Source organism: Xenorhabdus vietnamensis, assembly GCF_002127535.1.
Classification (GTDB): domain Bacteria; phylum Pseudomonadota; class Gammaproteobacteria; order Enterobacterales; family Enterobacteriaceae; genus Xenorhabdus; species Xenorhabdus vietnamensis.
Genome location: NZ_MUBJ01000013.1, coordinates 104,451 through 130,005 on the forward strand (window position 1 = coordinate 104,451; position 25,555 = coordinate 130,005).

The following is a 25,555-nucleotide window of genomic DNA, read 5'->3' on the forward strand; positions in this document are numbered from 1 at the left end:
CGTTTATCTCAAACTTTATGTGAGGATTTGTATCATGACTAAAAGGGATTATTTAGCTTTGTCAGTTTTATTATCAGCAGGATTCGTGACGATTTTTGATCTTTTCGTCGTCAACATTGCTATTGCCAATATTCAATTGCACTTACAAGCAAGTTTATTCCAAATTTCACTCATTATCATAACCTATGAAGTTGGATTTGGTTTATTACTGATCACAGGAGGGCGTTTAGGTGATTTATTTGGACGGAGGCGATTATTTCAGTTAGGGATATTTGCTTTTACTTTAACATCATTGCTTTGTGGTCTTACACCTACAGCAACTTTTTTGATTTTTACACGGTTTTTACAAGGGTTGTCGGCAGCACTATTATTTCCACAAGTTTATGCCAGTATTCGTGTCAGCTTTGACGACAATAATAGCCGCCGAGCATTTGGCTTGTTGGGAATGACGTTAGGCTTTGCCGCCATTGCAGGCCAAACTTTGGGAGGTTGGATAATTTCCATCAATTTACGGGATTTACAATGGCGCTCAATTTTTCTGGTTAATGTTCCGATTGGTTTGTTAGCCTTAATTTTCTCAGGTTATCTCAACGAAAGCATTGCACAAGAAAAAACAGGATTGGATTTAGTTGGGGTGGCATTTTCCAGCATTGGGATTTCTGCTTTTCTATTACCAATTTTAGTTGGGCCAATATTAGGCTGGCCAATGTGGTGCTTGGTACTACTCCTTTTAGCTTGTCTGACACTGTTACAGTTCTTTCGTCATGAAAAACATCAGGCGGCTAAAGGGGAAACACTGTTATTCAATTTTGACCTATTGAAAAACAAACAATTTAGTTTAGGTTGTTTATTGGTTTTATTTGTTTATTCCACTTCCAGCTCGTTCTTTCTTGTTTTCGCTTTGTTTTTACAAAACGGCTTAGGTCTCAATTCATTTGATGCAGGATTGATTTTCGCTCCTGCAAGTATAGGTTTTGTTTTATCTTCACTCAATGCACCTTATTGGGTTAAACGCTTTGGCAGCAAAGCCATAATTACCGGTGGCTTGCTTTATATGCTTTCCTTCATTGCTCTGATTATTGCCATTAGTGCACTATCCACAAAAGAACTATTATCCTTAAAAGCATTATTGATGATTGTTCCAATTCTAATACTCCTTGGATATGGTCAGGGTTTTGTCATGACACCATTGCTTAATATTGTTCTGGCTTTCGTCGACGTGCGATTTGCAGGTATGGCATCAGGTGTAATTGCAACTTTGCAACAAATCGGAGCAGCTTTTGGTGTTGCCGTAATTAGCCTATTAGTTCAGTGGCATTTTAATGGAATGGATACACCGCCTTTTGTTACATATCAAAATGCTTTTGCTCACAGTATGCTTTACAATGTGGCAGCTGCTTTTATTGCCTTTTGCTTATTGAAAAGATTACATCGGAAATAGTGAACATCAGGAGATATTAAAAAGTGATCAGAATATTTACAGAAGCAGATATGGATGCGGTTCTGTCTATTTGGCTAGAGGCTTCCATTAAAGCTCACAATTTTGTGGCGGCTGAATTTTGGCAATCACAAGTCAATAACATGAAACATATCTATATTCCTTCTTCAGAACTTTATGTTTATGTACAAGATTCTAAAGTGGCTGGATTTTATGCTCTTCACGAAAATAATTTGGCCGCCGTTTTTGTATCACCAGACAAACAGGGGCAAGGAATAGGCAAAGCATTATTGAGTGATGCCAAAAATCGAAGAACTGAACTCACGTTATCGGTTTACCAACAAAACCAAGCAAGTTGTGAATTCTATTTATCGCAAGGATTTTATGTTGCCAACGAAGAAATAGATGAAAACACAGGATGCAAAGAATATGTCATGCGCTTAAAAAGATAGAGAATAGACCTAATAATAATTAGAAATTATCACGATATTTACATTACTATCAACTGACTGGCTGTGAAGAGGACAACAATGATAAATAAGATCGTTACTGATATTGTCGAATTAGAAGAGATATACGGAAAACCGGCACCTGCTTCTATTCTTAAGGAAGTAAATTATATTCATCCGTTATACCGTCCTTTTATCGAATCTTCGCCTTTTGTCTCATTAGCTACTGTTGGGCCAGAAGGTATGGATGTTTCTCCTCGTGGTGATCAGGCTGGATTTATTCATATTGAAGATGAAAAAACGTTACTGTTACCGGATAGGAGAGGCAATAACCGTATCGACAGTTTACGTAATATTCTGCACGATAACCGAGTCGCATTATTGTTTCTTATTCCTGGAATTGGTGAAACATTGCGTGTTAATGGTCGGGCGGAAATCGTTATTGACCCCGAAATGCTGGAACGCTTTGCGTATCGCAATATACTTCCTTGCTCTGTATTGCGTATCACCGTAGGTGCAGTATTTTTCCAGTGCTCACGCGCTATCTTACGTTCTAAATTATGGGATGTTTCAACCCAGATTGAGCGCAGTAATTTACCCGGAGTTGGCAGTATGCTAAAAGAAATCAGCAAAGGGGATTTTGATGGAGCTGACTATGATGAAAAATTAACTCAGAGACTTAAAGATTCCCTGTATTAGCCCATGATCTAAAATCTATAGAATTCCGTAATTATGCATTTACAAACTACAAACAAAGAGATGCTGGCTTTGCTTGCTGGCATTTTAACCCGATAGAACAAATTGAAATCTAATTAAGCCTCATTATTGAACAAAAATGCCAAAAATACGCTACACTGTATTTTTATACAGTTACCGTTGTGGTTGGTGCTTTATTTGATCAAATTTTTTGGCAAAATTAGGAAGAATACATCAGCGAAAATCACCTCTTTTTAAGAGAAAAAAGGCTTCATTATCAGAAACACGGATGAAGCCTGTGATGATTATCGCTATCAAACTTAAGGATAGGGTCGTCAAATCCTGCATTTTCTAACTGAATTTTTGCGATCTTGCTCTGGAACATCCTCCACAAGATTATTGTTATGATGTACACCGTTAAAACTCTTACCGGTTGATGTTTTTATACATTTTTTAGTTGGCTTATTACTAATATCTGAGCCTTGTTTTTGGTCTAACAACATATTCATTTTGTTAGTTAATGCTTTATTTTCATTTTGTAGCTTGACATATGTGCTACCTGCTTCACGCATACTTTTCTTGAATCTATCACAAATCTTAATGTACTTTTTATAAATACTCTCTGCTTCTTCCTTATATTTTCCATATGATTCATTAAAATTTATTCTTAATTTATGCTCATGAAACGTCCGTTCTAGTTTTTGATAAACTTTAAATACTTCAAATTTATTAGAAAAGATAGAAAATTTAATGACAATGGATTTATCTTTATCAATTAAATTAATGTAAATTTTTTTACCTAATAATAAAATATCCTCGATTTTATCAAAAGAATCTGAGAATATAATTCTATTATTTCTCTGCTTCTCTATAGTTAAATGATTTCCGGTGTGTCTGGTGTTTAGTTTAAAAATGTAATTATCAAATTCATAATTGTCATTTTTATCGATGTCATTCATGATTTATTCCTTATTTCTTTTCTAATTAACTCTGCGTCTTTCAAGCTGCCTCTTTGTTGGCTGTAATGCAACCCGAAATTCATTGGATATAGATAATTCCATCTGAAATGATAAATGTCTACTAATTTAAACTCAGTGACTAAGCCCTTGTTATATACAGGATCTTAAGCATTAAGCCTTTCAAAACACCCATCTAATGTTTTGTTTTTGCATAATTTTCTTTGCGGTGTTTTGAAAGAATTCCGGCATAAATAATTTCTTACTTTTTTCAGAAAAAATACGTTGTAGCTGTCTTGCCAGCCTAGCATCCGTCTGACCAGAAAAGCGAGTAAACTTAACCAGATGAGTCCGGTGACTAACGATGCTTTTCTCCCGCAAAACAGCGGAAAATGAGGTCTTGAAGCGATAAAGAAAAACATCAGCGAGAGCGGAGTAGACTTTGAAAAAACTGCCATCCTGCAAAATCACATTGTGAAATTTAGCCAATTTTAGGGGGTAACCTGATTACTCAAATCTTGCTAGAATTCGCTGCTTGAAATAGGCATTATCGTAATGAATTGACAACAAATAACACCAACAGGTTAATTAAATGGAAAATAGGTGCCAGAAGCTGAATGTGCTGCGTAAAGTTGATAACTTCTTAATGGCTCACAAGCCCAATAACAGCATGGGTGTTAAACGATTTATTTTAGAGTTTTTTTTCTTTGGATTGATTAATGCACGCTCGTGCTTATTTGCCGGTTTCTTTTTTTTAGCTTTATTTTTGGTTCCAGCAAAAGGCATCTTGGGTATACCGCGTTATGATGTACTATTGGTATTTGCAGTGACCTTTCAAGCATTACTAATACGGTTAAAACTCGAAACATGGGATGAATTGAAAGCGATCTGTGTCTTCCACTTAGTCGGTTTTATGATGGAGCTATTTAAGACATCAGCATCTATTAGTTCATGGCAATATCCTGATGCTGCGTTTACTAAGCTTTGGGGAGTTCCACTATTTACAGGTTTTATGTATGCGGCGGTAGGGAGCTACATTATACAATCATGGCGCTTTTTTAAGGTACGCATTGAGCATTATCCACCGTATTGGATGGCAACACTGGTGGCATTGGCGATTTATATTAACTTCTTTAGTCATCATTATATTGATGATTATCGCTGGTATTTAACTGCTTTTATTTTCGGTTTGTATGCACGTGGTACTGTTTTTTATACGCCGTTGGATAGAGAATGTAGAATGCCACTATTACTTGCTTTTATACTGATTGGTTTTTTTATTTGGTTGGCGGAAAACTTCGGTACCTTCTTTGGGATCTGGCAATACCCGAATCAATTAGGTGCTTGGTCTGTTGTTCATGCAGGAAAATGGGGGGCATGGTCATTATTGGTGGTTGTTACCTTTACGATTGTAGTTCACCTTAAACATATCAAAGCGAATGTGGCAATTGCCCGTTAATTTAGAAATGTCCCTTTTCATGCATAACAGTATGAAACGTAAACTCGGCTCAAATGTTTGAGCCGAGTTTTATTTATACAGAATCGAATGCTATTGAACTACATACCATACAGATAATTTTTACTTTCTTCGCCAATATCTTCGCGAACTTGCTTCAATGCCTTAGCATAAGCTTTAAACAGTTTCAGCGTATAGTTAGCTCGGCCTTCAAATGCCTCATCGTTACAAACTAGCTCTTTCGAAATCAAGTTTTCCCCTTGGCGGAAAATTAAATGATCAGGCAAGAAGCAAACATGGTTATTTTTAAAACCTGTCATCCGTAATTCGCAAAGCGGGTAAACACCATTGATCCCACCAGATACACTTGCCAATAATGCCGGTTTATGGCCCAGTTCAGCTATAGAACAATGCAATAAAAAGTTCTTTAATGCCGGGGTTGCCATTCCATGCCATTCTGGAGTAACAAAGATAAATGCTTCACTTTCTCTTAAAAGTTGTGCAATTGCCTGCCAGGGATGAGATTCCGCTGATATGTCCGTCGTAAAACCATCATGTAATGGCAATTCTGTATTGGCGAGATCCAAAAGCTCTATATCGGTAAACCCATGCTTGCTACTTAACTTTTGCAAATAACAAGCTACACGTTGGCTGCGGGAATCCGGGCGTTGACTGCCTGAAATTATAGTAAGTTTCATTGATTTTCCTGTTATTTCTTACTTGTTAATTAAGTTATAGGATTATCGGTTTTTTCTATCTGATTCCGAGGAATCGAAAGCCAAACAGAAATAATGATGGTGCATGCTCCAAACATTTGTAGCAAGGAGAATGTTTGTTTTAGAAACAGGTAGCCTAAAATACCAGCAGAAACAGCGCTGAGAAATCCCAAAAAAGAGATTGTCACAACAGGTAATTTTTCAATTCCCCGAAACCAAATGATATAAGAAAATACTGCACCAACCATGCATAAATAACCGTAACCGAGAATATTGGATACGGTAAGATCCTGCGGTAAGCCTTCTATAGAAATAGTGACAGGCAATAACATTAATCCTCCAAGTGTTAATTGCCAACCAGTAAAACTGAGTAATGATAAGTTGGTGGGACGACCCCAATATTTGGTCAGGATAACACCTAAAGCCATGCAACAGCATCCTGCCAAGCCAGCAATAACGCCTTGCCAATTTAAGCTGGTGGTTGAATTTAATACCAATAAGCTGATCCCGATAATCCCCAATATTGCAGAAACGATGTGTTTTATTGTCAGGGTAGTTTGTAGTATGCAAGTGCTTAACAAAATAACAATGATAGGTTGGCAAGCCATAATCAGTGATGCTGTACCACCCGGGAGATATTCCGCTGCCACAAACAAAAAATAGAAAAAAGCCCCAATGTTAAGTAATCCCAGTACCATAATACGTAACCACCAAATTCCTTTTGGCGCGGTACGGCAAATCAACAGTAATAATATACCAGCAGGTAATGCCCTGATGGTGGAAGCCAGTAAAGGCATATTGGGAGGCAATACTTCTGTTGTAATAATATAGGTGCTTCCCCAAACAATCGGAGCTAACGCAGTCAGTAAAATATTCCGGACGATTCTAATTTCTAACATGTTGATGTCCTTCTAAGTTATTCATTTTTTCATCCTGTGTCTCATCCTTTCAGTGATTATCAATTTAAATATGCCATCATTAAAAGTATCTTTATTTAAAGATAAATTAAAATAATAGCCTAAACGATTTTTATCAAGTATCTTTTTGTCGAAATAAAATAAATAGGGAAAAAAGCATGAAGTACGATCACGTTGACCGATTACTGATACAGTGGGAACAGCAACGCCCAGACCTTGACCCGTCGTCAATGGGCGTTATTGGACGGCTATGTCGTGTAAACACAATTATTGAACAACGCTTGCAACATGCTTTCAAAGAACACGATCTAAGTGCCATTGAATTTGATATCCTTGCGACACTGCGTCGCAATAACACACCAATTACACCTACTGAAATGTATCAATCAGTTATGCTCACTTCTGGAGCAATGAGCACCCGAATCGAACATATGGTACAACGAGGATTGGTTGAGCGTATTGCCAATGAAGAAGACCGACGTAGTTGCAAAGTTTTTCTGACATCAGAAGGAAAGGCATTAATAGACAAAGCAGTGGAAAGTCATTTAGAGAACCAAAAAAAGATTCTCGAACCGTTGACTGAAACTCAACAAGAGCAGCTTGCAACATTGCTAAGACATTGGTTGCTGACCAATGAATCAGCTATCTGAGTTTTTTGAATTACCCAAAAAGTATCTTTCTTGAAAAATATTATTAATCCAACCATAAAATATATCTTTCATTAAAGATATTTAAAAAATTCGCCCTGACTTATGCCAGGGCGAACTGTTTCTAATCTAAGAAGATAATGCTAATAATAGAAAATATTAGAACTTAACATTCATTCTTGCCCAATACGTACGGCCAGGCTCGTTTACTGCTGTGTTGCCAGAATAACCAAAGCCCTGATTTCCCGCTAAGTTAAGGTGTTCGCTATAAGCTTTATTAAAAATGTTATCAACGCCAGCACTGATTTGAACATTTTTAGTCACTTTATAGGCTGCATTTGCAGATAAAATAGCAAATCCTTTACTGCTACCAAAATCTTGGCCGACAACGTTACCTTCATTGATTGCCACTCGGTGTTGGCTATTTACCAAACGCAACAAACCGTTGCTAGTCCAATCACCATATTCCCAAGTTAGACCAAAACGCGCTTCCAAAGGTGGGATCTGAGGTAACGGACGATGATTAGTAGTATTTTGCGCCCAAGAATACGCTAAGCTGGCATCGGTTTTCCAATGTTCGTTAAACTTATAAGCAAGTCCCGTTTCTCCACCCATAATGGTGGCATTAATGTTGTGAGCCCGGTCTTTGTTTCTGTAGTTAAATAGAATGAAATCATTCACTTTACCAACATATGCCGATACCCAACCTTTCAGTTGGTTATCGTTATACTGAGCACCGATATCCAGCTGGGTAGTTTTTTCGGTTTTTACATTCGTGAAAACATTTTCACCTGCTTTACCTGAAAATATCTCCCAGTAATCAGGGAAACGCTCGGTATAACCAACACCGGCATAGAACATCAAAGGAGCGTCTTTCAGATTATGTTCAAACCGGACAAAGCCAGCGGGAAGGGTTTCTTTGCGCTCTTGTTGGGTAGAGTATTTATATGCCGTTGCACGATCCAAACGAGCACCACTAATAACTTTACTCTGTCCTGTTGCATCCCACGTTAATTCGCCAAAAATACCATAGTTGTGGAAACGTGCGTTTTTCTGCCAACCCATCCTTTTAGCTTTATCCATGTCATGATCGGTATTAGAACGATGGGTATTTGTTTGCATATCTACACCGCTCTGCAATTTGAAATCTTCCCAAATCCAAGTACCCATCATACGGCCACCCATGGTAAGACGATCCGGTTCTGAAATCATTCCCGTATGCCCAGGTAGAGGTGTGCGCATGGAATAATTATCCATTACGTGATCGGTGTGGTTGTAGTAAAAATTGCTTTCGAATTTGTCAAACACTTCACCAATATTGGATTTTTCAAAACGTACGCCAAAACTTTTGCGTTTGAATTGAGAGCCGTCCATATAACGCGTAGCATAGCTTGCTTCACCATCACCTTGTCCGGCGCTTAGTTCCAATAACGTATTTTCATCAGGTGTTAATCCCAATGCGATATCGGTATTCCATTTATCCCAACGGGAAGGAACGCGATGGCCATTACCATCTTTATAATCATTGGAACGGGATTTATTACCAATCAAACGGATATAACCCAGCTCATTGCCAATACTAAGGTCAGCATTACCATCCCAACGCCCATTGGAACCAATAACTGTACTGACATTACCTTGTGCGCCAAATTGTTCAAACTGAGGGCGAGTACGTTCGAAACGGATAGTTCCCGCTGAATTTCCTGCTCCCCAAAGTACTGTTTGAGGGCCTTTCACTAAACTCAAAACATCATAACTTTCTGGTGAAATATAAGAACTTGGCGCATCCATACGTCCACCACAAGAACCCAGGATTTCACTATCATCAATCAGCATTCTCAGACGCGAACCAAACATGCCACGGAATACGGGATCACCGTTAGTACCACCATTGCGGATCTGTGAAAAACCGGGAATAGTTTTCAGGTAATCAGAACCATCGCTGGCGGGAATTGGTTGACGAGGCGTTTTTAGTGAAGAAGCCACTTCAAGTGGCGACGTTGCCGGAGCTGTTACAGTTATTACTACTTCACTGTCACTTTCTGTGTGTGTTTCTTTGGTGTGTTTCACATTGGCAGCCCAGCCACTGGTTGGTATGGAAAGTGCGATAGCCAAAGCAGCTGTCAGAGGTGATACACGAAATAATTGTGCAGCAGACATAAAAATCCCTTAATTAGTAACAAATAGCCGTACAGAATTATGCAAGGCAAGAAAAATAAAATGATTTATTTCAAACGAATAGAGACTAATTAAGGGGTGGGGCACGTGGCTGTGATTCGCCGTAAAAAAGCCGAATAGTTGGGCCAGAAAAACGTGATGCTGGTGGTGCTCGAGACACCATAAGCGTCAGTAAAATGAAAGGAACAAAACCCCCTGCCAATAATGGCAGGTTAATCAGAAGTTGGCAGTAACCACAAGCAATATCATCCATCAATCCCATATGGATATGATCAGCACCATGATGGTTCATGGAATGGGATGATAGCGATGCTTGGTCGTGACTTGTTTTATGGTGACTATTGTTATCACTATTTTGCATATCAGACACAGACATGCAGTGGTTCATTCCGCTTTCACACATTTCGTTTTCACAATAGTGTTCCAGCGTTTTCGATACCACTGGCGCAATGAACAGCATCAAAATCGCTAGTAAGGCGATAAAAGCAGGTGTCCGACGTTGTGATAAGCGAAAAAGTGATAACAAGTTAATAACCCAAATCAATTTCTACGATTGGGCGCTAATCTTACTGCATTTTTGATGTATTTGTTCAAATATTTTTTTGGGCAAGGTAAGTATTGAAGAATATTTTATTAAATGAAGCAATGATAAATGAGTGTGAAAAATATACTAGCCATCTTCATAGGAGATAGCCAGTAACAACCCATTCTCCATTACAGTTTATATTAACTTTTAAATGGGTTGCCAACATACACTCTTACATATATTTATTTCTTTGTCTTTATCTTCAGCATAAGATAATTGAATGCTTCCCATCAGAAGAAATACAACAAATAATTTAGTTAACATAGAATAAAAAACACTGCCAAGATTATTTTTCAAAAACACCATTATCTTCACTCCATTAAGCAAGAAAATTACTAACAATGACTTTATTTCATTAAATAAAATTTTAAGGTTTTTGTATAATGAAAGATGGTTATCAATTGATAACCATTAATCCCGACGGGTGATTTTTAATCTGATTTATTTAAAAACAATACGAAACAAAAATCGCATTATTTCGTTATACTTTCGCAGTCAGACGCAGTTGCAGCACTGTTCAGCAACTTATCATCGTATGTTGTTTCATTTACGTAAGTAAACTCATAACTAATGATTTGATAATTGAGATTTAACTTGAGTACAATTTCATAGCAAACTCTTTGTGACAACCTTGTGTAAGGAGTTAAAAATGTCAGATAGCTATCCGTTTAAAACCAGTTGTTTGCAAACACTGAATCTTAAATCACATTGGATGCCGTTCAGTGCTAACCGTCATTTTCAACAAGACCCACGTTTAATTGTCTCCTCAGAAGGAAACTGGTTGATCGATGATCAAGGTCGGCGCATTTATGACAGTTTGTCAGGTTTATGGACATGCGGGGCAGGCCATACACGCACTGAAATTCGTCAGGCTGTTTCGGAACAATTGGGTACACTAGATTATTCTCCTGGTTTCCAACATGGACATCCTTTGTCATTTAAATTGGCAGATAAAATTGCCAGTCTTATGCCCGGTGATTTGAATCATGTATTTTTTACCAGCTCAGGGTCGGAAGCTGCCGATACTGCAGTAAAAATGGCTCGTGCTTACTGGCGAATTCAAGGACAACCCACAAAGACTAAGTTTATTGGGCGGGCCCGTGGTTATCATGGGGTCAATATCGCAGGAACCAGCCTTGGTGGTATTGGTGGAAATCGCAAGATGTTTGGTCAGTTTATGGATGTTGACCATCTGCCACATACATTACAATCTAATATGGCTTTTACTAAAGGAATACCATCAACGGGTGGCCATGAACTGGCTGATGAATTACTGAAGCTGATTGAACTACATGATGCCAGTAATATTGCTGCTGTTATCGTCGAGCCTCTTGCTGGATCTGCTGGTGCTATTATCCCGCCACAAGGCTACTTACAACGTTTGCGGGAAATCTGTACTCAACACGATATCTTGCTGATTTTCGATGAAGTGATTACCGGTTTCGGACGTTTGGGACGTTGGAGCGGTGCTGAGTATTTTGGTGTTACACCTGATATTCTCAATTTCGCTAAGCAAGTTACCAACGGTGCAATTCCTCTGGGAGGTGTCGTTGCGTCCAGTGAGATCTACGATGCTTTTATGTCTCAACCTTTACCTGAACATATGATTGAGTTCAGCCACGGTTATACCTATTCAGCTCATCCCGTAGCTTGTGCAGCAGGATTAGCTTCCTTAGAACTACTGGAAAAAGAAAATTTACTGCAACAATCCACTGAGTTAGCCCCACATTTTGAACAAGCAATACATGAGCTGAAACATTGCCCGAATGTGGTAGACATTCGTAATTGTGGGCTGGTGGGAGCCATTCAACTTGTTCCACGGGACGGAGATGCGTCAATACGTCCATTTGATGCTGGCATTGCATTATGGAAAGCGGGTTTTTATGTACGTTTTGGTGGTGATGCGTTGCAATTTGGTCCAATGTTTAATGCTAAAACTGATGATCTTGATCGTCTTTTTAACGCTGTTGGTGATGTTCTACACCGGATTAAATAAAGGGAATTAAGAAATATGCAAACTATAGCTGGGCATAAAAATGGATTCTTTATCGGTGGTTGCCTATTTGATCGCGTTACACCTGAAATGCCGATTTATCAGGAATAAATTTTGGAGCCTGTTTTATGTATAGTTCAGGTATCCAGTTTATTAATCCATCTAAGTGGGCGGTATCTTTACCGCCCAAACTTACCAGCCATTAAATTCATAAAAATTATAATGGGGAGCTGCATCATATAGTTGACAAAAAGTTGTGGTGAAAAATGGTGTCATCGTGTTAGTAAATAAGTCCACAATAAACTTAACGAATCATCTAAAAAATAATATGAAAACAAATGAAGTCATGGAGTTAATTGAAAGCAAATACCCAAAATCCGGTCGTTGGGTGTTTGGTGATTCTCCCGCTATGCACGATGAATTAGCTCAATTGGTTACCAAAGGTATTAAAACGGCGACGACTTGCCCGTTTTACGCCTACCATTCTTATGAGTCAGAGGATGGTAAAATTACAGTTGGCAATTACTATATTGTCTTCGACAGTAAAGAGCATCCTGTTTGTGTTGCCAGAGTCACAGCCATGCACTTAATGCAATTTTCTGAAATGACCGAAGAACTGGCATGGAAAGAAGGAGAGGGAGATAGGAGTTTGCTTCATTGGCAATTAGAACATCAACGTTTTTTCGAAAAAATAGGCGATTTTTCGCCAGAAATGGAAATTGTTGTGATCGAATTTAAGGTAGCTGAAGTTCTATAATTAATACAGATCATCACATTTTCCTCCTGAGTATTTTGAACTCCTCCCCATCAAAAACTGGATACTCTTGCCGCTTTAATGCGGCTTATATCTATTGCAACCTACGTCTACAGTCAGAGAGTATTGAAGAAATTATATCTACAAACAGTAGACGAAATTATCATTCTGTTTTTACTGGATATTTGCCATCATTTTACTTACCTCTTGGAAGCCAAATAAATTTCTATTATGCAAAGTAACAGTTCTATTCTGTTGTTGACTTTATCAGTTGCAGTTTTTGGAGTTATTACTACCGAAATAGCCGTGATTGGGTTACTTCCACAACTTGATATGGATATCAATGTCCGTGTTATTGTTGTAGATCATGTCGTACAGCGAATGACCTTCGTACTCGTTCAGGCCAATATTTTTCGCATTAACTACCACGTAATTGGCGAGCAGCGTGTATAGGGAGATGCTAGACGAAGCACAACGCCTGTAGGCATTTTGACGGCGGTGTATTGAAAATCCTTCTGATTCGGCACGGATAATATTGAGTGCGGTGATACCGTCATCCCGCTGTACCAAAGCGATAAGCTGATCAGTGATTGCTGTGGGCAACGATGAAACAGCAACATCCAGGCGATTTTCTTCCGTGATAAATGCGCTACTGAACATGTCTTGTAGCGTTCGATAAGATGGAATGATCAACTTTTGATGACCAAAATACGCCAGCAGCTGACGGAATGCATTGTGCCCTTTGGGATAGTAACGTAACAAATATCCGAGATGAGATTCTATTTCAGCCGTGTATTGAGGGGACCAGTTTCGGTAACCAAAAAGCGAGAGTATTGCCTGTTGTTGGCTGCGCATATAACTGGAAAAAAGAATAGTTGGTTCTCTGACCAGTAATGGAAACCAAGATATTTTGGCTGAAACCCCGAAAAAGCACCTTACCTTGATTTCTCAAAAAAAGGCCATGATATTCTGGAACTGCGTTGGTTCGCTCCTGCAAATAGTTCTTGGGGAACAAGTAACGCTACCGGGCGTGCCTAAGCCTTCTTGCGAGCTTCGAAGATGACATGGCGAAGAAAGCAAAAGACAAGGTAATCAACACTAAGTTGTATCTTCCAATGGAGAGTATCAACTGCATGTAAGTAGAAAGCTGTTTTCCGTGATCAAGAAACTATTCTTCATGCATTTGTTGAAGGACAGTCACATGCACCACTTGAAGTGATCAGGTAGATTGCTCTCGCATACGCGTATGCGAGAGCAATATTTTAGGCACATAAAATTGCTCGCATTTTCCCTGTCTCATTTTACCTTTTTCCCGAATATTCCCTCAGATTCAGACTGAAGCTTGATCAGTGCCTCGAGCATGTCATCCTGATTCAATGATCTCTGGGACTAACCAGAAGATAAGACATTGTCACCGGCAGAGATATTCTATCGATTGACTGCATAAATAGTAATCATTCCCACCTCTGCACAAACTTTCTCTGTTAATGCGACAGAACCTCTTAGAGTCAACCTATTTGCGCTATAATTTTGTTGGAAATTTCTTCCACCTCATACAATTTGTGGATCGTGATACCATGGATTAATGTTGACTTAAGCGGGATTATAATGTCGTGAATTGGGTTGTGTAACCACAGAGCTACAAAATAACACCAAGGTAAATTAAGTTGCCTCACTTCATAGCCTTGCTGTTGAACTCTGCTATCCATTTCTGCTGCAAGGAGCGCCTCAACTGTCGAGATGAGCATCGGGCCATCAAGGGTCATTGAAGAGACGATGAGATTTGCATCGTGCATGTTCAAATGGAGATCGGACACAGCAGAGCCGCCTGACCACAATAGATACCGCCAACCTGTAGCGCGGGCAGCCTTGATCAAGGATTTCGTTTTTTCAAATTCATTGCAATCGACATAGTACATTTTAATCGGGTTCGACGATGAGATGTCGTTGGTATTTATTTTATTGTTTGTATCAGCTTCGCTAAGCGAGCCTCCATCTATAATATCTTGCAAAAAAGAAACTATAACACTATCTGCCCCGCTTGGATCACTCACAAAGGTAATAGTCATTTGCGTACCTCATGTATTATATTGGTTTTTTAGTAAAGTAGGTTTCTCTCCAGTAAGCCCCTGGATCTCCATAGTAATACGACGGGAATGTCGCGAAATTCTCCAACGTTCTCGTATTGTCCCACGGGTTGCATACTTCCCAAACTGGATAAAGCTGATTTTGATTGAATGCAGCTGATATCACCACTGCGTGCCCCTTAGCATTACCTAAGCTGGCAATTTCGTGTGAGAAAAAAACGGCAATGACAAGTGGCCTGTTCTCTAGTAGTTCTGTTAAAATAGAAGGCCCATCAGCTTTTCCATCTATTTTTTTCGCAAGCGCCCCTATCGACGCCAAGGACTTGTCTGGCATTCCCGTCTCATTGCACTTAGAACCATTTGGAAAGGAGCGATAGGGAGCTACACAAGCTCCAGGCGGCGTAATATTTTTGGCTTTCTCATAAATTGGCGTTTGTCGGTAATAATACGGCTTCTGCGCATAATAACTGCCTATACCTGCAGCCACAGCGACCCAGCACCAATACGTTTGCTCCTGAATCTGCGAGTACCCTTTACTCCAGAAATCCGTGAGGTAGCCTGTCTTCCCATCAGAATACAAGATGTTGGTTTCTATGCTACGTTTGGAAGCAGAAAGCGCCACTTTTTTTAAAGAAAGGCATCTCGGTAAATTGCTATTTTGAATATCAGTCATGTTGTCCTCACTTATTGAAAATGTGACTCCAGTTTTAGAGTTTTAAGTCACTAATCTCATTGGGTTTTATGTCCGCAAATTATAAAAACTACATTATTTTGTGTTAATTTTAAATGCACACACTATGTACTAATTTAATTAGAATTAGAGTCCATTAAAAAAGTATAAATTATTAAACCAGACTGAGCTCTCCTAAAAACTGTATATGTGCTAAATTAGAACTCCCGCGAGTTACTGCTAGCACCTTCCGGTCCTTCTCCAAACTGGGCATAGGTCTTTCTCTCTTATCCGGCTTTTCTGTATTCACTTGTCCACGTGCTATACTCATGACTTCAGTCTGTCATTTGAGTGAGTACTCATGTCAAATGAATATATTAATTTTCAGATAATTAAAAACTAAAATTCACATATTTTAAATGTAATTATATTTATTGTATTTTCACCTTTCACACAATATACGATTTATTTTTTTGTTATAAAAATATAAAATTTATCATAGATACATTAATAAATTAACCTTATATCTTGATTATTATAATTTTCGCAGAGCGATAATCTTCTGACTGAGCATCAGGAATGCTATTGATTGGATGAATCCTTATCCAACGTGTCATAACAACAATTATTATTTATTTATCAAAATGTTAAAGGAACTGAATGGCCAATATTACCATGCAAAAAACATCACGTTGATTTTAGATAACTATGGCATTCATAAAAGCCGGAAAGTCAGGGCATGGCTAAAACAAAATCCTAAATTTAATCTGTTGTTTTTACCGGTCTATTCGCCATAGATAAATAAGATTGAACGCCTATGGCAATTATTGCATGAAACTGTCACATGGAATCATTGTTGTCAGTATATGTGGTAACTCTTGAAAGGTGTTGAAAAATTCATTAACTCATTTATAAAAACTTATTTATCTCTTATCCCCAACTATAATTTAAGTTAAAATAAATGTAATCAACTAAAAACAAACATACACTATAAATAAAAAACAATATTATTTATCAAAAATAAGAAGGGGGTAACTTATTCAAAGTGTGTATTATGAATTTAATTGCATCCAATGCTGTTTAGTGCATATAAATTGCAGTAAAACCTTAATCGTAGAGTTATACTGAAATCACAGTTTTCAACACATTAAATACATAACCAAGAAGGAATAAAAAATGTTAAATATTCTTCCAACATCAATTGAGATAAAAGCATTGCTAAACAATAAAATTGCATTTATTGCACGCAATGCAACAACGGTTGTTAATTTTGAACCACTAGATTATACCCCAGAAATAGGAAATACATTAATTCTCGCTGGGCAGGCGTTGATCACAGCAAATTCTCATAATGCTCCAGGCCCTTTCTTAATTGAATATGAAACACTCAATGGTTTAAATCTTTATATGGGAATGATTATACCAATTGCAGAAATGCCTTAATACTGACCCTATAACCTAGTTAACGGGTAGCGCTAAAATCGCCTGGTTAACCGCTGAGAAATCCCCAGAAAATAGACAGGCATAACGTTATGTGATCTACTGATTGTTCCAGCAATTCGATGAGATCCCTGCTATGCCTGTTGCAAGGTCTTTCAATTGGTATACCCCTATCAAGCCTGCAAACCCGGTGTTAAGGAGCAGATTGTTGATATGGCGATGAATAACGGCGGGATCCGCGATACAACCCGTGTTCTGAAAGTTGCCACAGCGACCGTCATGAAAACGCTAAAAAACTTGCCCCCGAAACGTAACAACACTTCCCCTTGATGGGAATAATCTTCAGCTTATCTGTGAAATAGATGAACAATGGTCGTTTGTGGGGAATAAGAAAAATCAGCGCTGGCTTTGGTATGCCTGGGAACCTCGCCTGAAGCGAATAGTAGCGCATATTTTTGGTGATCGCAGTAGGAAAACGTTAGACAAGCTATTTGCTCTCTTGTCACCCTTTAATATTTGGTTTTACTGTACAGATGATGATGTTGTTTATGACAACCTCCCCGAGGAAGATCATCTGACTGGAAAGACGTTTACTCAACGTATAGAAAGAACGAATTTAACGCATTGTACTTGAATTAAGAGACTGAATAGAAAAACGATGGGTTATTCAAACTCCGAAGAGATGCACGATAACGTGATAGGCACTTCCATTGAACGCGAGCCCTATTTTTAATGCTCAATCTAACCATTTAATACATGACCAAAATTCTGATGAATAGATAAAGAGAAAATAGAGTGCTATATCATAATGATATCCCTTAAGAATAACAGGAGTAACTATGAAAACATATTTAGAAAAACTTTGTTCTCCGGCTATTTGGGCAGAAGGGCCAGTTTGGCTTCCAGATGAACATGCTATTATTTTCAGTGACGTGAAAGGAAATAAAATGTTTCGCTGGTCAGAATATGATGGTGTCAGTGTATGGCGACAATATTCTAATTATGCCAATGGAAACACGCTGGACAATGAAGGACGACTGATTACTTGTGAGCATGGCAGACGAGGTATTTCCCGAACAGAAAAAGATGGTGGCATCACCATGTTGATTGAAAAAATAGATGGAAAAAGATTCAATTCACCCAATGATGTTGTTGTACGTTCTGACGGAACAATCTGGTTTACTGATCCACCTTATGGAATTATCAACGACGAAGAGGGCTATAAATCAGAAAGCCAGATTATTGGCTGCTATGTATATTGCTATGATCCCAAACATAACACTATCTCCATAGCAACAAGTGATGTCCAAAGACCGAATGGGCTTGCATTTTCTCCTGATGAAAAATGGCTCTATGTTGCAGATATGTCTATTGTTGATTTTCCTTCTCATGGAAGGAATGAACTTCGCATCTATCCCGTGATAGATAACACCCTAGGGGCAGGAAAACATTTTGCGGCAATACATTCAGGATTTCCAAACGGATTTTGTGTTGATAAATCAGGTAATATCTATTGCAGTTGTTCAGATGGCATTTTAATTTTTAATAGTTCCGGTAAGAAAATTCATAAGATTGCAGTGCCTGAACGTGTCTCTAATTGTACGTTTGGTGGTTTTAATGGCAATCAATTATATATTACGGCGACCACATCATTATATCGAGTATTTTTAGATACATTAGTAACAACCCAATAAAATTATCAGTGGAATAGAGCCTATGCTATTTTAAATATTAATTTAAATCATAGGCATCTATTTACAGGTTCAATTAACATACGACCATTTGAATTTTAATTATGTTGAAATAAAAATTTCATAGTTCAGATAAACAAGCATCTATGTTATTGAAAATATTTTCATAGATATCTTTAATCATCCTGTTTTTATTATCGTTGTATTCCATAATATGCTCAGCACCTTCAACAGCTTCTAGTTTAGCTGCTGCATATCGCAGTTTGTCATCTTCATGATTTCGTAACCAATTACGAAAAAGAAGGTGCCGAATATGCTCAGGACAGTTTTTCCCAAAAATATGTAAATTTATACGAGGTGAATCAAGCCGCAACATTCTATGCTGATACCAAGAAGGTTCCCTCACTCTTAATACGTAACCTAATTTTTCAAGGGCAGGGATGTAATCTATCTCTTGAATAGGATCGGCAATGATTAAATCGATATCAATGACAGGCTTTGCAAATAATCCAGGTACTGCGGTAGAACCAATATGTTCTATGCTAATTATTTTACCTTGTAATTGTCGCTGGATTTTATTTTTTTCTTCGTTGTAAATAGTACCCCATTCAGTATTGTAGGGAACAATAATAATAGGTTCCTGTGTCCGTTTAATACCGTTAACCCAAGGATTTTCATTTGGATCACCTTCACAAAAAGACATTACAAGTGATTTGAGAAAAAATAATTGGTCCGACATGCTTTACTCCAGTTAAAAGATAGATTCATTATAATAAAGCATAGTAATTAATTAGAGAAATAAGCCACATCACTGTATTTTTATAGCCGATTGTCAATATTAAAAAAGGAAATCTTATGACTGATAAAAATTTTATGGTCGATAATAGTACTCGTACCGATCTCTTCTCGCCAATCAAATTAGGTGAAATTGAACTTGCTAACCGTATTGTTATGGCTCCTTTAACACGCGGTCGCATGAATGAGGAAGGCGTTCCGAACGATCTTAACATCACATATTATATTCAGCGCGCGAGTGCTGGTTTAATCATTTCAGAAGCAACCAATATTTCAGCACAAGGGCGCGGTTATGCCAAGACTCCCGGGATCTGGACTGAGGATCAAATAGCGGGATGGAAAAAAATCACAGATGCTGTTCATTCTGCCAGTGGTAAGATTGTCATGCAATTGTGGCATGTCGGTCGTTGCTCACACGTTGATCTTCAACCAAATGGGGAAGCTCCGGTAGCGCCATCCGCCATTAAAGCAGACGGTAATTCTTATACCAATAATGGCATTGTGGAGGTCTCTATGCCACGAGCATTAAAAATCGACGAGATCCCGAACATTGTAGAACAATATAGACATGCAGCAGAATGTGCCAAACGTGCAGGGTTTGATGGTGTAGAAATCCATTCAGCCAATAATTATCTGTTGGAACAATTCCTGCGTGACTCCACTAATCATCGTACCGATCAATATGGTGGCTCAATTGCAAACCGAGCCAGGCTCATTCTGGAAGTTGTTGAAGCTGTAACCAATGTTTGGGGTGATGGTCGAGTTGGCATTAGATTATCTCCGATAACAACAGAAGTAGGGAATACTCCCCTTGATAGTAATGTGATGGAGACTTATGGCTATTTAATTCAGCAACTCAATAAATTCAAACTAGCTTATCTACACTTTGTTGAAGGAATAACAGGAAAAAGTCGTAGTGTTCCTGAAGGTGTTGATCTGAATGCTTTAAGATCTCTATTCGACGGGGCTTATATTGGCAATAACAACTATGATCTTGAAATTGCTATTTCCCGCCGCGCGGAAGGCAAGGTTGATGCAGTCGCATTTGGACGCCCATTTATTTCCAATCCCGATTTGGTAGATCGCCTACGCTATGGGATTGAACTGGCTCATGCGTCTATTGAGACTCATTACGGTAATGGAGAAAAGGGTTATATCGACTGGCCAAAAGCGAATTCCTTTCACATTGAATCTTCATGCTCTAAATCCTGAATCTTTAAATTAACTTGGTATCACAAAGAGGATTTATGAGAAATAAGAAGATATTGAATATTATGATTTTATCTATATCAGCAATGATAACTTCTAATTCTTTAGCTAATGATGTTAGAGCAAGGGATTTAGGTATACCTTTCTCTGGAGTAACAGGGAAGTACAATGCTATTACAGACGTTAGTGGTGTAAAAATTGGTTATTCAACCATCATAGAAGGCGATGGAAAGCTAGAAATTGGAAAAGGCCCAATAAGAACAGGTGTGACAGCTATATTGCCAAGAGGAAAGAAATTTAGTCCTGTATTTTCCAGTATATTCTCTTTAAATGGAAATGGAGATATGACAGGTAGTCAATGGGTTGAAGAAAGTGGTTTCTTGGAAACGCCAATATTAATCACCAACACGCATAGTGTTGGTGTTGTTAGAGACTCAACAATTAGCTGGATGATTGATAATAATCTAGTATCGCCACTAAAAGATGATTTATTTTGGTTATTACCTGTAGTTACAGAAACGTGGGATGGAATATTAAATGATATAAACGGTATGCATGTAAAAAAAGAACATGTATATGACGCATTGAATAGTGCCAAGTCAGGGGCGATAGAAGAAGGTAATGTCGGTGGTGGAACCGGGATGAACCTGTTTAGTTTTAAAGGAGGCACTGGTACTTCATCGCGAATTCTAAGTAAAAAAGACGGAGGATATACTGTTGGCGTTCTTGTTCAAGGCAACTTTGGTGATAGAGATGACTTGATTATTGCAGGAATTCCAATTGGTAAAGAAATAAAGGATCTTAACCAGATCTATCATGGAGATAAGAAAAAGTTAAAGGATGCAGGTTCTATCATCGCGGTGGTTGCCACTGATGCACCATTGGCTCCTCACCAATTAGATAAAATAGCCAAAAGAGTGTCTCTTGGGCTTGCAAGAGTAGGTGGTGTTGCCAGAAATACTAGCGGTGAGATATTTATTGCATTTTCAACCGCAAATAATGGTGCATTTTCTAGAGAGGATGTAAAAACAATAAAAATATTGCCAAATGACAAACTAGATCCTTTGTATGAGGCAACAATAAATGCAACAGAAGAAGCAATAATTAATGCTATGATCTCAGCCAAAAAAATGATTGGAAGAAACGGCAATACTTCATATGCTCTGCCTAAAGAGAGGGTTAAGGAAATATTAAGAAAACATAATGTACTTCTGGATGATTAAAATAACCACCATAGATTAGTTCAGGACTGATATTATCATTTTAAAAAATAGAGTTGCCGACTTTTCTTTCATATTTATCACCTTTAATAAAAGTTGGTAACTCTTATACTTCATAATATATTATTCCCATTAATTCAAATTTATAGAATTTTAAAATAGATAGAATTGCAAAATCAATAATATTATCATTCAGATACCGGAACAAAATGACGGCATGCCTTATGCGTAAAAATCCAATAATTATCAAAGAATTAAATAATCTTTTAACACCTTTTGATAAAAACGCTCCTGGTGTTGTATATATGGCTAAATATGACAACGGTTTAACCTACCAAGGTTCTATAGGTTTAGCTTGTTTAGAGTCATGTAAACCGCTTTCAATAGACAGCGTATTTAATATTGCTTCCGTTTCAAAACAATTCACTGCATTTGCGATTTTATTGTTAGAAAACGATGGTCATTTATCGTTAGATGATTCAATCATAAAATATCTGCCTGATTTGGGTAATTATGCTGAACACGTTACTTTGCGTCATTTAATCTATCATACTGGTGGATTGGTTGATTATATGGAATTGGCTGAATCAGTTGGTATTAGTGAACAAGATCCGTTGACAATTGAACAATCATTACATCACCTGTACGCCCAATCTCAAGCTATATTTGTATCAGGAACGGCTTTCGAGTACAGCAACACCGGATATTTTTTACTGGCACAAGCAGCTGAAAAAGCCAGCGGGATGAAACTTAGTGAGTTCAGCCAAGAACATATTTTCAAACCTCTCGGAATGAAAAATACATTCATTGTTGATGAATATCCAATCACTGTTGAATTTGCACATGCATATAATCAAGAAGGTCAGCTTCTTGAGTCACTGTGGACACATACAGGTGATGGAGCAGTACATTCAACCGTTGGGGATCTCATGCTATGGGGAGAAAATTTAACTCATGGCAAGGTTGGTGGAAAAACATTAATCCAGCGTATGACTCAGGCTTTGCCAGAAAAAATATTTACCGGAGATATAGTTAAAAATCATGAGTTTTATGCATTCGGTTTGGAACATCATAATCACCTAACCGAACCGAGTTTAGAGCATTCCGGTGGATGGGCAGGTTACAGAGCTTATTTTATACGTTTGCCAAACTCACGTTTAACTATTGCTGTTCTGAGCAATCAAGAAACTATAGATACAGAAACTCTGAGTTATAAGATTGCTGAGATATTACTAAACACTTTCTAAGCTAACTTAACAATAAGACATTTATGATTTATTTCACTTCAGATACCCATTTTTGCCATTCCAATGTTATCAATTTATGCGAGCGACCGTTTAAAAGTGTGCATCATATGAATAACACACTGATACATAACTGGAACGCTTATGTTACCAAACGAGATGAGATTTATATTTTGGGTGATTTTCTTTATCGCGGTACTGGTCAGGATGCTAACCAGATTCTGCATCGTCTTAATGGCAAAAAATTTCTAATTCGTGGTAATCACGACAAGTTTCTGAACGATCCAGAGTTTGATACTTCAATGTTTGAGTGGGTAAAAGACTACTATGAGATGGATTACCAGAAACAAAAGATTGTAATGTTTCATTACCCGATTCTCGAGTGGCAAGGCTACTTTCGCGATTCTATCCACCTTTACGGACATGTTCATAACGCTAGTAAAGATCCAGAACAGCTCAAACGATTAAGTGTGTTAGGTTCCAGAGCAATTAATGTTGGTGTCGACGTTAATAACTTCTTTCCTGTCAGCATTAACGACATATTGAGAAAAGCGCAACGGTAAATATTACGGGTTTAGTCAAATCAGCTAGTCACATACACACAGCTCATATGCTTCGTTGTCTGGAAAGGGGGCCCCCAGAGCCAGTTTAATACTTAAACTGGCTCTGGGCCTGATTAACTCCTAATGTAAACAGTCCGTCCTATAGTCTAGATTTCTAGATTTTTTATCCGTTATTTTAACTGTAAATCCATTTCCAAACCTTCAGCCAATACAAGCCTATGCTTCCAATACTGAAAGAATAGGGTGGCGCAGAAATGACGAAAGTTTTGCTGCGTTTTCTAATTCACCTGTTTGTTGAATTAGTACCCAATCATCAACTAGAAACAATGTTGGCTGATGGATGGCAGTCAGAATTCAATTAGATTGAACAACTGATTGATACGGAACAGTTAGAAACACTTCACCAATTATGAAACAGGTGATTCTGGATAATGTCCGGTCTGCATTAGTAAACTTTGCGTCACTCAGGTATTTTACTTTCCGATTTCCGGATAGTTAAGGTACAGAGCCTGATAGCAGCAGTGGGCCTTATTTAACATAATAACCATTATGCGAACCTTCATTGTAGCACCAATATAGTAATGTCACTTTTTGCGGCATAAAGTCTAAAACCTTTTGCGGTAATAAGGACATTCAAATGTTGGTGACCATGTCAGATAAAGAGTTAAATCGGATTAACGTTATTCAGGCTGTCGTCGATCACCGTCTAGTGCCGTCGCTTTTTGGTGCGTTACCGTGAAGACGGCCCGCTTGACATGACCAACCAGCGTCGCGGGCGAGATGGATGAAAGGAGATGCGGTTGAACGGAGTCGTACTTACCTGCTCTACTTCTACTTGAGTTTATTAAACTTGGTGCAGGATAAATGTGACAATAACTGTTCTCAGGCCTTCCCTGCTGGCGAGGGCCCCTCACGCAGACGCAGAAAGCCGAGTGAGAAAAAATCCCAGAGATCATTGAATAGTGATGATATGCTTGAAGCATTGAAGGTATTACAATCATGATCGGAGGAAATATTTAGCTGTGGATCTTAAGGAAAATGTGGCACTTTCATCAATTTTCATTGGGGGGATAGTTCCTCTAAAGCCAGTTTTTCATGTAAGAGAATGAATTCGCTTTTTAGCTGACAATAGATTTCTGAACTATTCCCACAAGCTCTTGCAGCCTGATACTTAATTTCTGCATATTGATGAGCAACATCATTGTGTCTACGAAGGTAATCCCTGAACGCTAAATGTCGAGTGGTTTCAAAAGCATGGATATGATGTGTACGGTTATTCCCGCCTTTAATAAAATAGCGCCTACCGGGTATACCATACTCTCCGCGTGCAGTGTATCCAAGACTTTCAATAACACTATTATTCTCATCGAATTTACCCATATTTTTTATTTCCAATAACAATGTCAATAATTGGCTTGGCTGCTAACCCAGGTACTGAGGTACTTCCAATATGATGCACAAATAATATCTCATCCGGAAAAGTATCTTTAATTTTAACCATTTCATCATTATATGCATTCACCCAATGTGAATTATATGGCTCAATAGTAATTACTCTTGACATTATTACCCCTTATTAACTTGCATTAATAGAGAAGGAAAGCGTTAAATAATTCATTAGATTCTAAATATATAAAGGATGTTTGTGAACACTGTTGGTGAATATTGAGGGGTTTTTTAGTGTAAAATAAATAAGAGTGTTGTAACTAAATAGCACAAAAGATAAATTCGATTTTGCTGTTCGCTCCTAATACTACAGCCGTAATCCCTATTGTGCCATGATGGGGCTCTTCTTCCTTAAATAAAAGGCGGTGTCACATGCCATCCCCTGCCAAAATCTGGGAACAAGA

The 25,555-nt window shown here is 38.1% G+C and carries 25 protein-coding genes and 3 pseudogenes; 16 read left to right on the forward strand and 12 right to left on the reverse strand.

Annotation, left to right across the window (positions count from 1 at the left end):
- Positions 1-34: 34 nt before the first annotated feature.
- The 3 genes from Xvie_RS12700 to Xvie_RS12710 all read left to right on the forward strand — a co-directional run bounded on the left by Xvie_RS12700 (position 35) and on the right by Xvie_RS12710 (position 2,586).
- A complete protein-coding gene (locus Xvie_RS12700; RefSeq protein WP_086109680.1) occupies positions 35-1,441 on the forward strand; it encodes an MFS transporter in 1,407 nt (468 codons plus the stop codon).
- Between the two features lie 23 nt (positions 1,442-1,464).
- Positions 1,465-1,890 carry an N-acetyltransferase gene (locus tag Xvie_RS12705; protein ID WP_139838856.1) on the forward strand — a complete coding sequence of 142 codons (426 nt, stop codon included), beginning with the start codon at positions 1,465-1,467 and terminating at the stop codon, positions 1,888-1,890.
- Between the two features lie 78 nt (positions 1,891-1,968).
- Positions 1,969-2,586, forward strand: coding sequence for a pyridoxamine 5'-phosphate oxidase family protein (locus tag Xvie_RS12710; protein ID WP_086109681.1), 618 nt, complete (start codon positions 1,969-1,971; stop codon positions 2,584-2,586).
- Between the two features lie 332 nt (positions 2,587-2,918).
- Here Xvie_RS12710 and Xvie_RS12715 read toward each other — a convergent pair whose 3' ends face one another.
- The gene (locus Xvie_RS12715) at positions 2,919-3,542 is read right to left on the reverse strand and encodes a hypothetical protein (protein WP_086109682.1); all 624 of its coding nucleotides are present in this window, start codon (positions 3,540-3,542) and stop codon (positions 2,919-2,921) included.
- Between the two features lie 180 nt (positions 3,543-3,722).
- Complete coding sequence (locus tag Xvie_RS12720) at positions 3,723-4,028, reverse strand: hypothetical protein (protein WP_086109683.1); 306 nt, start codon at positions 4,026-4,028, stop codon at positions 3,723-3,725.
- 103 nt (positions 4,029-4,131) lie between these two features.
- Between Xvie_RS12720 and Xvie_RS12725 the strand changes: the two genes are divergently transcribed.
- On the forward strand, positions 4,132-4,998 hold the full coding sequence (locus Xvie_RS12725; RefSeq protein WP_086109684.1) for a DUF817 domain-containing protein: 867 nt from the start codon (positions 4,132-4,134) through the stop codon (positions 4,996-4,998).
- Between the two features lie 98 nt (positions 4,999-5,096).
- On the opposite strand, the gene Xvie_RS12730 is transcribed toward Xvie_RS12725, so the two are convergent.
- Both Xvie_RS12730 and Xvie_RS12735 read right to left on the reverse strand, forming a co-directional pair.
- Positions 5,097-5,693 carry an NADPH-dependent FMN reductase gene (locus Xvie_RS12730; protein WP_086109685.1) on the reverse strand — a complete coding sequence of 199 codons (597 nt, stop codon included), beginning with the start codon at positions 5,691-5,693 and terminating at the stop codon, positions 5,097-5,099.
- A 29-nt stretch (positions 5,694-5,722) separates the two neighbouring features.
- Positions 5,723-6,610 (reverse strand): EamA family transporter, encoded by an 888-nt coding sequence (locus Xvie_RS12735; RefSeq protein WP_086109686.1) that lies wholly within the window; start codon positions 6,608-6,610, stop codon positions 5,723-5,725.
- 176 nt (positions 6,611-6,786) lie between these two features.
- Between Xvie_RS12735 and Xvie_RS12740 the strand changes: the two genes are divergently transcribed.
- Positions 6,787-7,278 (forward strand): MarR family winged helix-turn-helix transcriptional regulator, encoded by a 492-nt coding sequence (locus tag Xvie_RS12740; RefSeq protein WP_086109687.1) that lies wholly within the window; start codon positions 6,787-6,789, stop codon positions 7,276-7,278.
- A gap of 156 nt (positions 7,279-7,434) precedes the next feature.
- Here the strand turns inward: Xvie_RS12740 and Xvie_RS12745 are convergent, their stop codons facing one another.
- Positions 7,435-9,435, reverse strand: a complete 2,001-nt coding sequence (locus Xvie_RS12745) for a TonB-dependent copper receptor (RefSeq protein ID WP_086109688.1) — start codon at positions 9,433-9,435, stop codon at positions 7,435-7,437.
- 85 nt (positions 9,436-9,520) lie between these two features.
- A complete protein-coding gene (locus Xvie_RS12750; protein ID WP_244175621.1) occupies positions 9,521-9,979 on the reverse strand; it encodes a DUF2946 domain-containing protein in 459 nt (152 codons plus the stop codon).
- A gap of 709 nt (positions 9,980-10,688) precedes the next feature.
- Here Xvie_RS12750 and aptA point away from each other — a divergent pair.
- Together aptA and Xvie_RS12760 are read left to right on the forward strand one after the other, a co-directional pair.
- The gene (gene aptA, locus Xvie_RS12755) at positions 10,689-12,035 is read left to right on the forward strand and encodes an omega-aminotransferase AptA (protein ID WP_086109690.1); all 1,347 of its coding nucleotides are present in this window, start codon (positions 10,689-10,691) and stop codon (positions 12,033-12,035) included.
- Positions 12,036-12,360: 325 nt separating this feature from the next.
- A complete protein-coding gene (locus Xvie_RS12760; protein ID WP_086109706.1) occupies positions 12,361-12,789 on the forward strand; it encodes an ASCH domain-containing protein in 429 nt (142 codons plus the stop codon).
- Positions 12,790-13,101: 312 nt separating this feature from the next.
- Here Xvie_RS12760 and Xvie_RS12770 read toward each other — a convergent pair whose 3' ends face one another.
- From Xvie_RS12770 to Xvie_RS12780, 3 genes are all read right to left on the reverse strand, one after another.
- A complete protein-coding gene (locus Xvie_RS12770) occupies positions 13,102-13,641 on the reverse strand; it encodes a DUF4158 domain-containing protein (protein WP_086109691.1) in 540 nt (179 codons plus the stop codon).
- A gap of 653 nt (positions 13,642-14,294) precedes the next feature.
- Positions 14,295-14,855, reverse strand: a complete 561-nt coding sequence (locus Xvie_RS12775) for a hypothetical protein (protein ID WP_086109692.1) — start codon at positions 14,853-14,855, stop codon at positions 14,295-14,297.
- A gap of 16 nt (positions 14,856-14,871) precedes the next feature.
- The gene (locus tag Xvie_RS12780; RefSeq protein WP_086109693.1) at positions 14,872-15,546 is read right to left on the reverse strand and encodes a hypothetical protein; all 675 of its coding nucleotides are present in this window, start codon (positions 15,544-15,546) and stop codon (positions 14,872-14,874) included.
- Between the two features lie 629 nt (positions 15,547-16,175).
- Here Xvie_RS12780 and Xvie_RS12785 point away from each other — a divergent pair.
- The 4 genes and pseudogenes from Xvie_RS12785 to Xvie_RS12800 all read left to right on the forward strand — a co-directional run.
- A pseudogene (locus Xvie_RS12785) lies at positions 16,176-16,499 on the forward strand (transposase); the annotation flags it as partial.
- Positions 16,500-16,719: 220 nt separating this feature from the next.
- On the forward strand, positions 16,720-16,986 hold the full coding sequence (locus tag Xvie_RS12790) for a hypothetical protein (protein WP_086109694.1): 267 nt from the start codon (positions 16,720-16,722) through the stop codon (positions 16,984-16,986).
- Positions 16,987-17,115: 129 nt separating this feature from the next.
- Positions 17,116-17,716: pseudogene (locus Xvie_RS12795) on the forward strand (IS1 family transposase); the annotation flags it as partial.
- Between the two features lie 106 nt (positions 17,717-17,822).
- On the forward strand, positions 17,823-18,677 hold the full coding sequence (locus tag Xvie_RS12800) for an SMP-30/gluconolactonase/LRE family protein (RefSeq protein ID WP_086109695.1): 855 nt from the start codon (positions 17,823-17,825) through the stop codon (positions 18,675-18,677).
- 118 nt (positions 18,678-18,795) lie between these two features.
- On the opposite strand, the gene Xvie_RS12805 is transcribed toward Xvie_RS12800, so the two are convergent.
- Complete coding sequence (locus tag Xvie_RS12805) at positions 18,796-19,413, reverse strand: GrpB family protein (RefSeq protein ID WP_086109696.1); 618 nt, start codon at positions 19,411-19,413, stop codon at positions 18,796-18,798.
- Positions 19,414-19,547: 134 nt separating this feature from the next.
- Here Xvie_RS12805 and Xvie_RS12810 point away from each other — a divergent pair, with 134 nt between their 5' ends.
- The 5 genes and pseudogenes from Xvie_RS12810 to Xvie_RS23220 all read left to right on the forward strand — a co-directional run.
- Positions 19,548-20,681 carry an alkene reductase gene (locus Xvie_RS12810; protein WP_086109707.1) on the forward strand — a complete coding sequence of 378 codons (1,134 nt, stop codon included), beginning with the start codon at positions 19,548-19,550 and terminating at the stop codon, positions 20,679-20,681.
- Positions 20,682-20,716: 35 nt separating this feature from the next.
- Positions 20,717-21,901: a DmpA family aminopeptidase gene (locus Xvie_RS12815; RefSeq protein WP_086109697.1), complete on the forward strand. Its 1,185-nt coding sequence runs from the start codon at positions 20,717-20,719 to the stop codon at positions 21,899-21,901.
- Positions 21,902-22,122: 221 nt separating this feature from the next.
- The gene (locus tag Xvie_RS12820; RefSeq protein WP_208612572.1) at positions 22,123-23,145 is read left to right on the forward strand and encodes a serine hydrolase domain-containing protein; all 1,023 of its coding nucleotides are present in this window, start codon (positions 22,123-22,125) and stop codon (positions 23,143-23,145) included.
- Between the two features lie 23 nt (positions 23,146-23,168).
- On the forward strand, positions 23,169-23,705 hold the full coding sequence (locus tag Xvie_RS12825) for a metallophosphoesterase (protein WP_086109699.1): 537 nt from the start codon (positions 23,169-23,171) through the stop codon (positions 23,703-23,705).
- Between the two features lie 835 nt (positions 23,706-24,540).
- Positions 24,541-24,708: pseudogene (locus Xvie_RS23220) on the forward strand (ISNCY family transposase); the annotation flags it as partial.
- A 56-nt stretch (positions 24,709-24,764) separates the two neighbouring features.
- On the opposite strand, the gene Xvie_RS23225 reads toward Xvie_RS23220, so the two are convergent.
- Together Xvie_RS23225 and Xvie_RS23230 are read right to left on the reverse strand one after the other, a co-directional pair.
- Positions 24,765-25,085, reverse strand: a complete 321-nt coding sequence (locus Xvie_RS23225) for a GrpB family protein (protein WP_244175624.1) — start codon at positions 25,083-25,085, stop codon at positions 24,765-24,767.
- Complete coding sequence (locus Xvie_RS23230) at positions 25,078-25,269, reverse strand: GrpB family protein (protein WP_244175626.1); 192 nt, start codon at positions 25,267-25,269, stop codon at positions 25,078-25,080. The genes Xvie_RS23225 and Xvie_RS23230 overlap by 8 nt, the downstream gene beginning before the upstream one ends.
- Positions 25,270-25,555 lie beyond the last annotated feature (286 nt).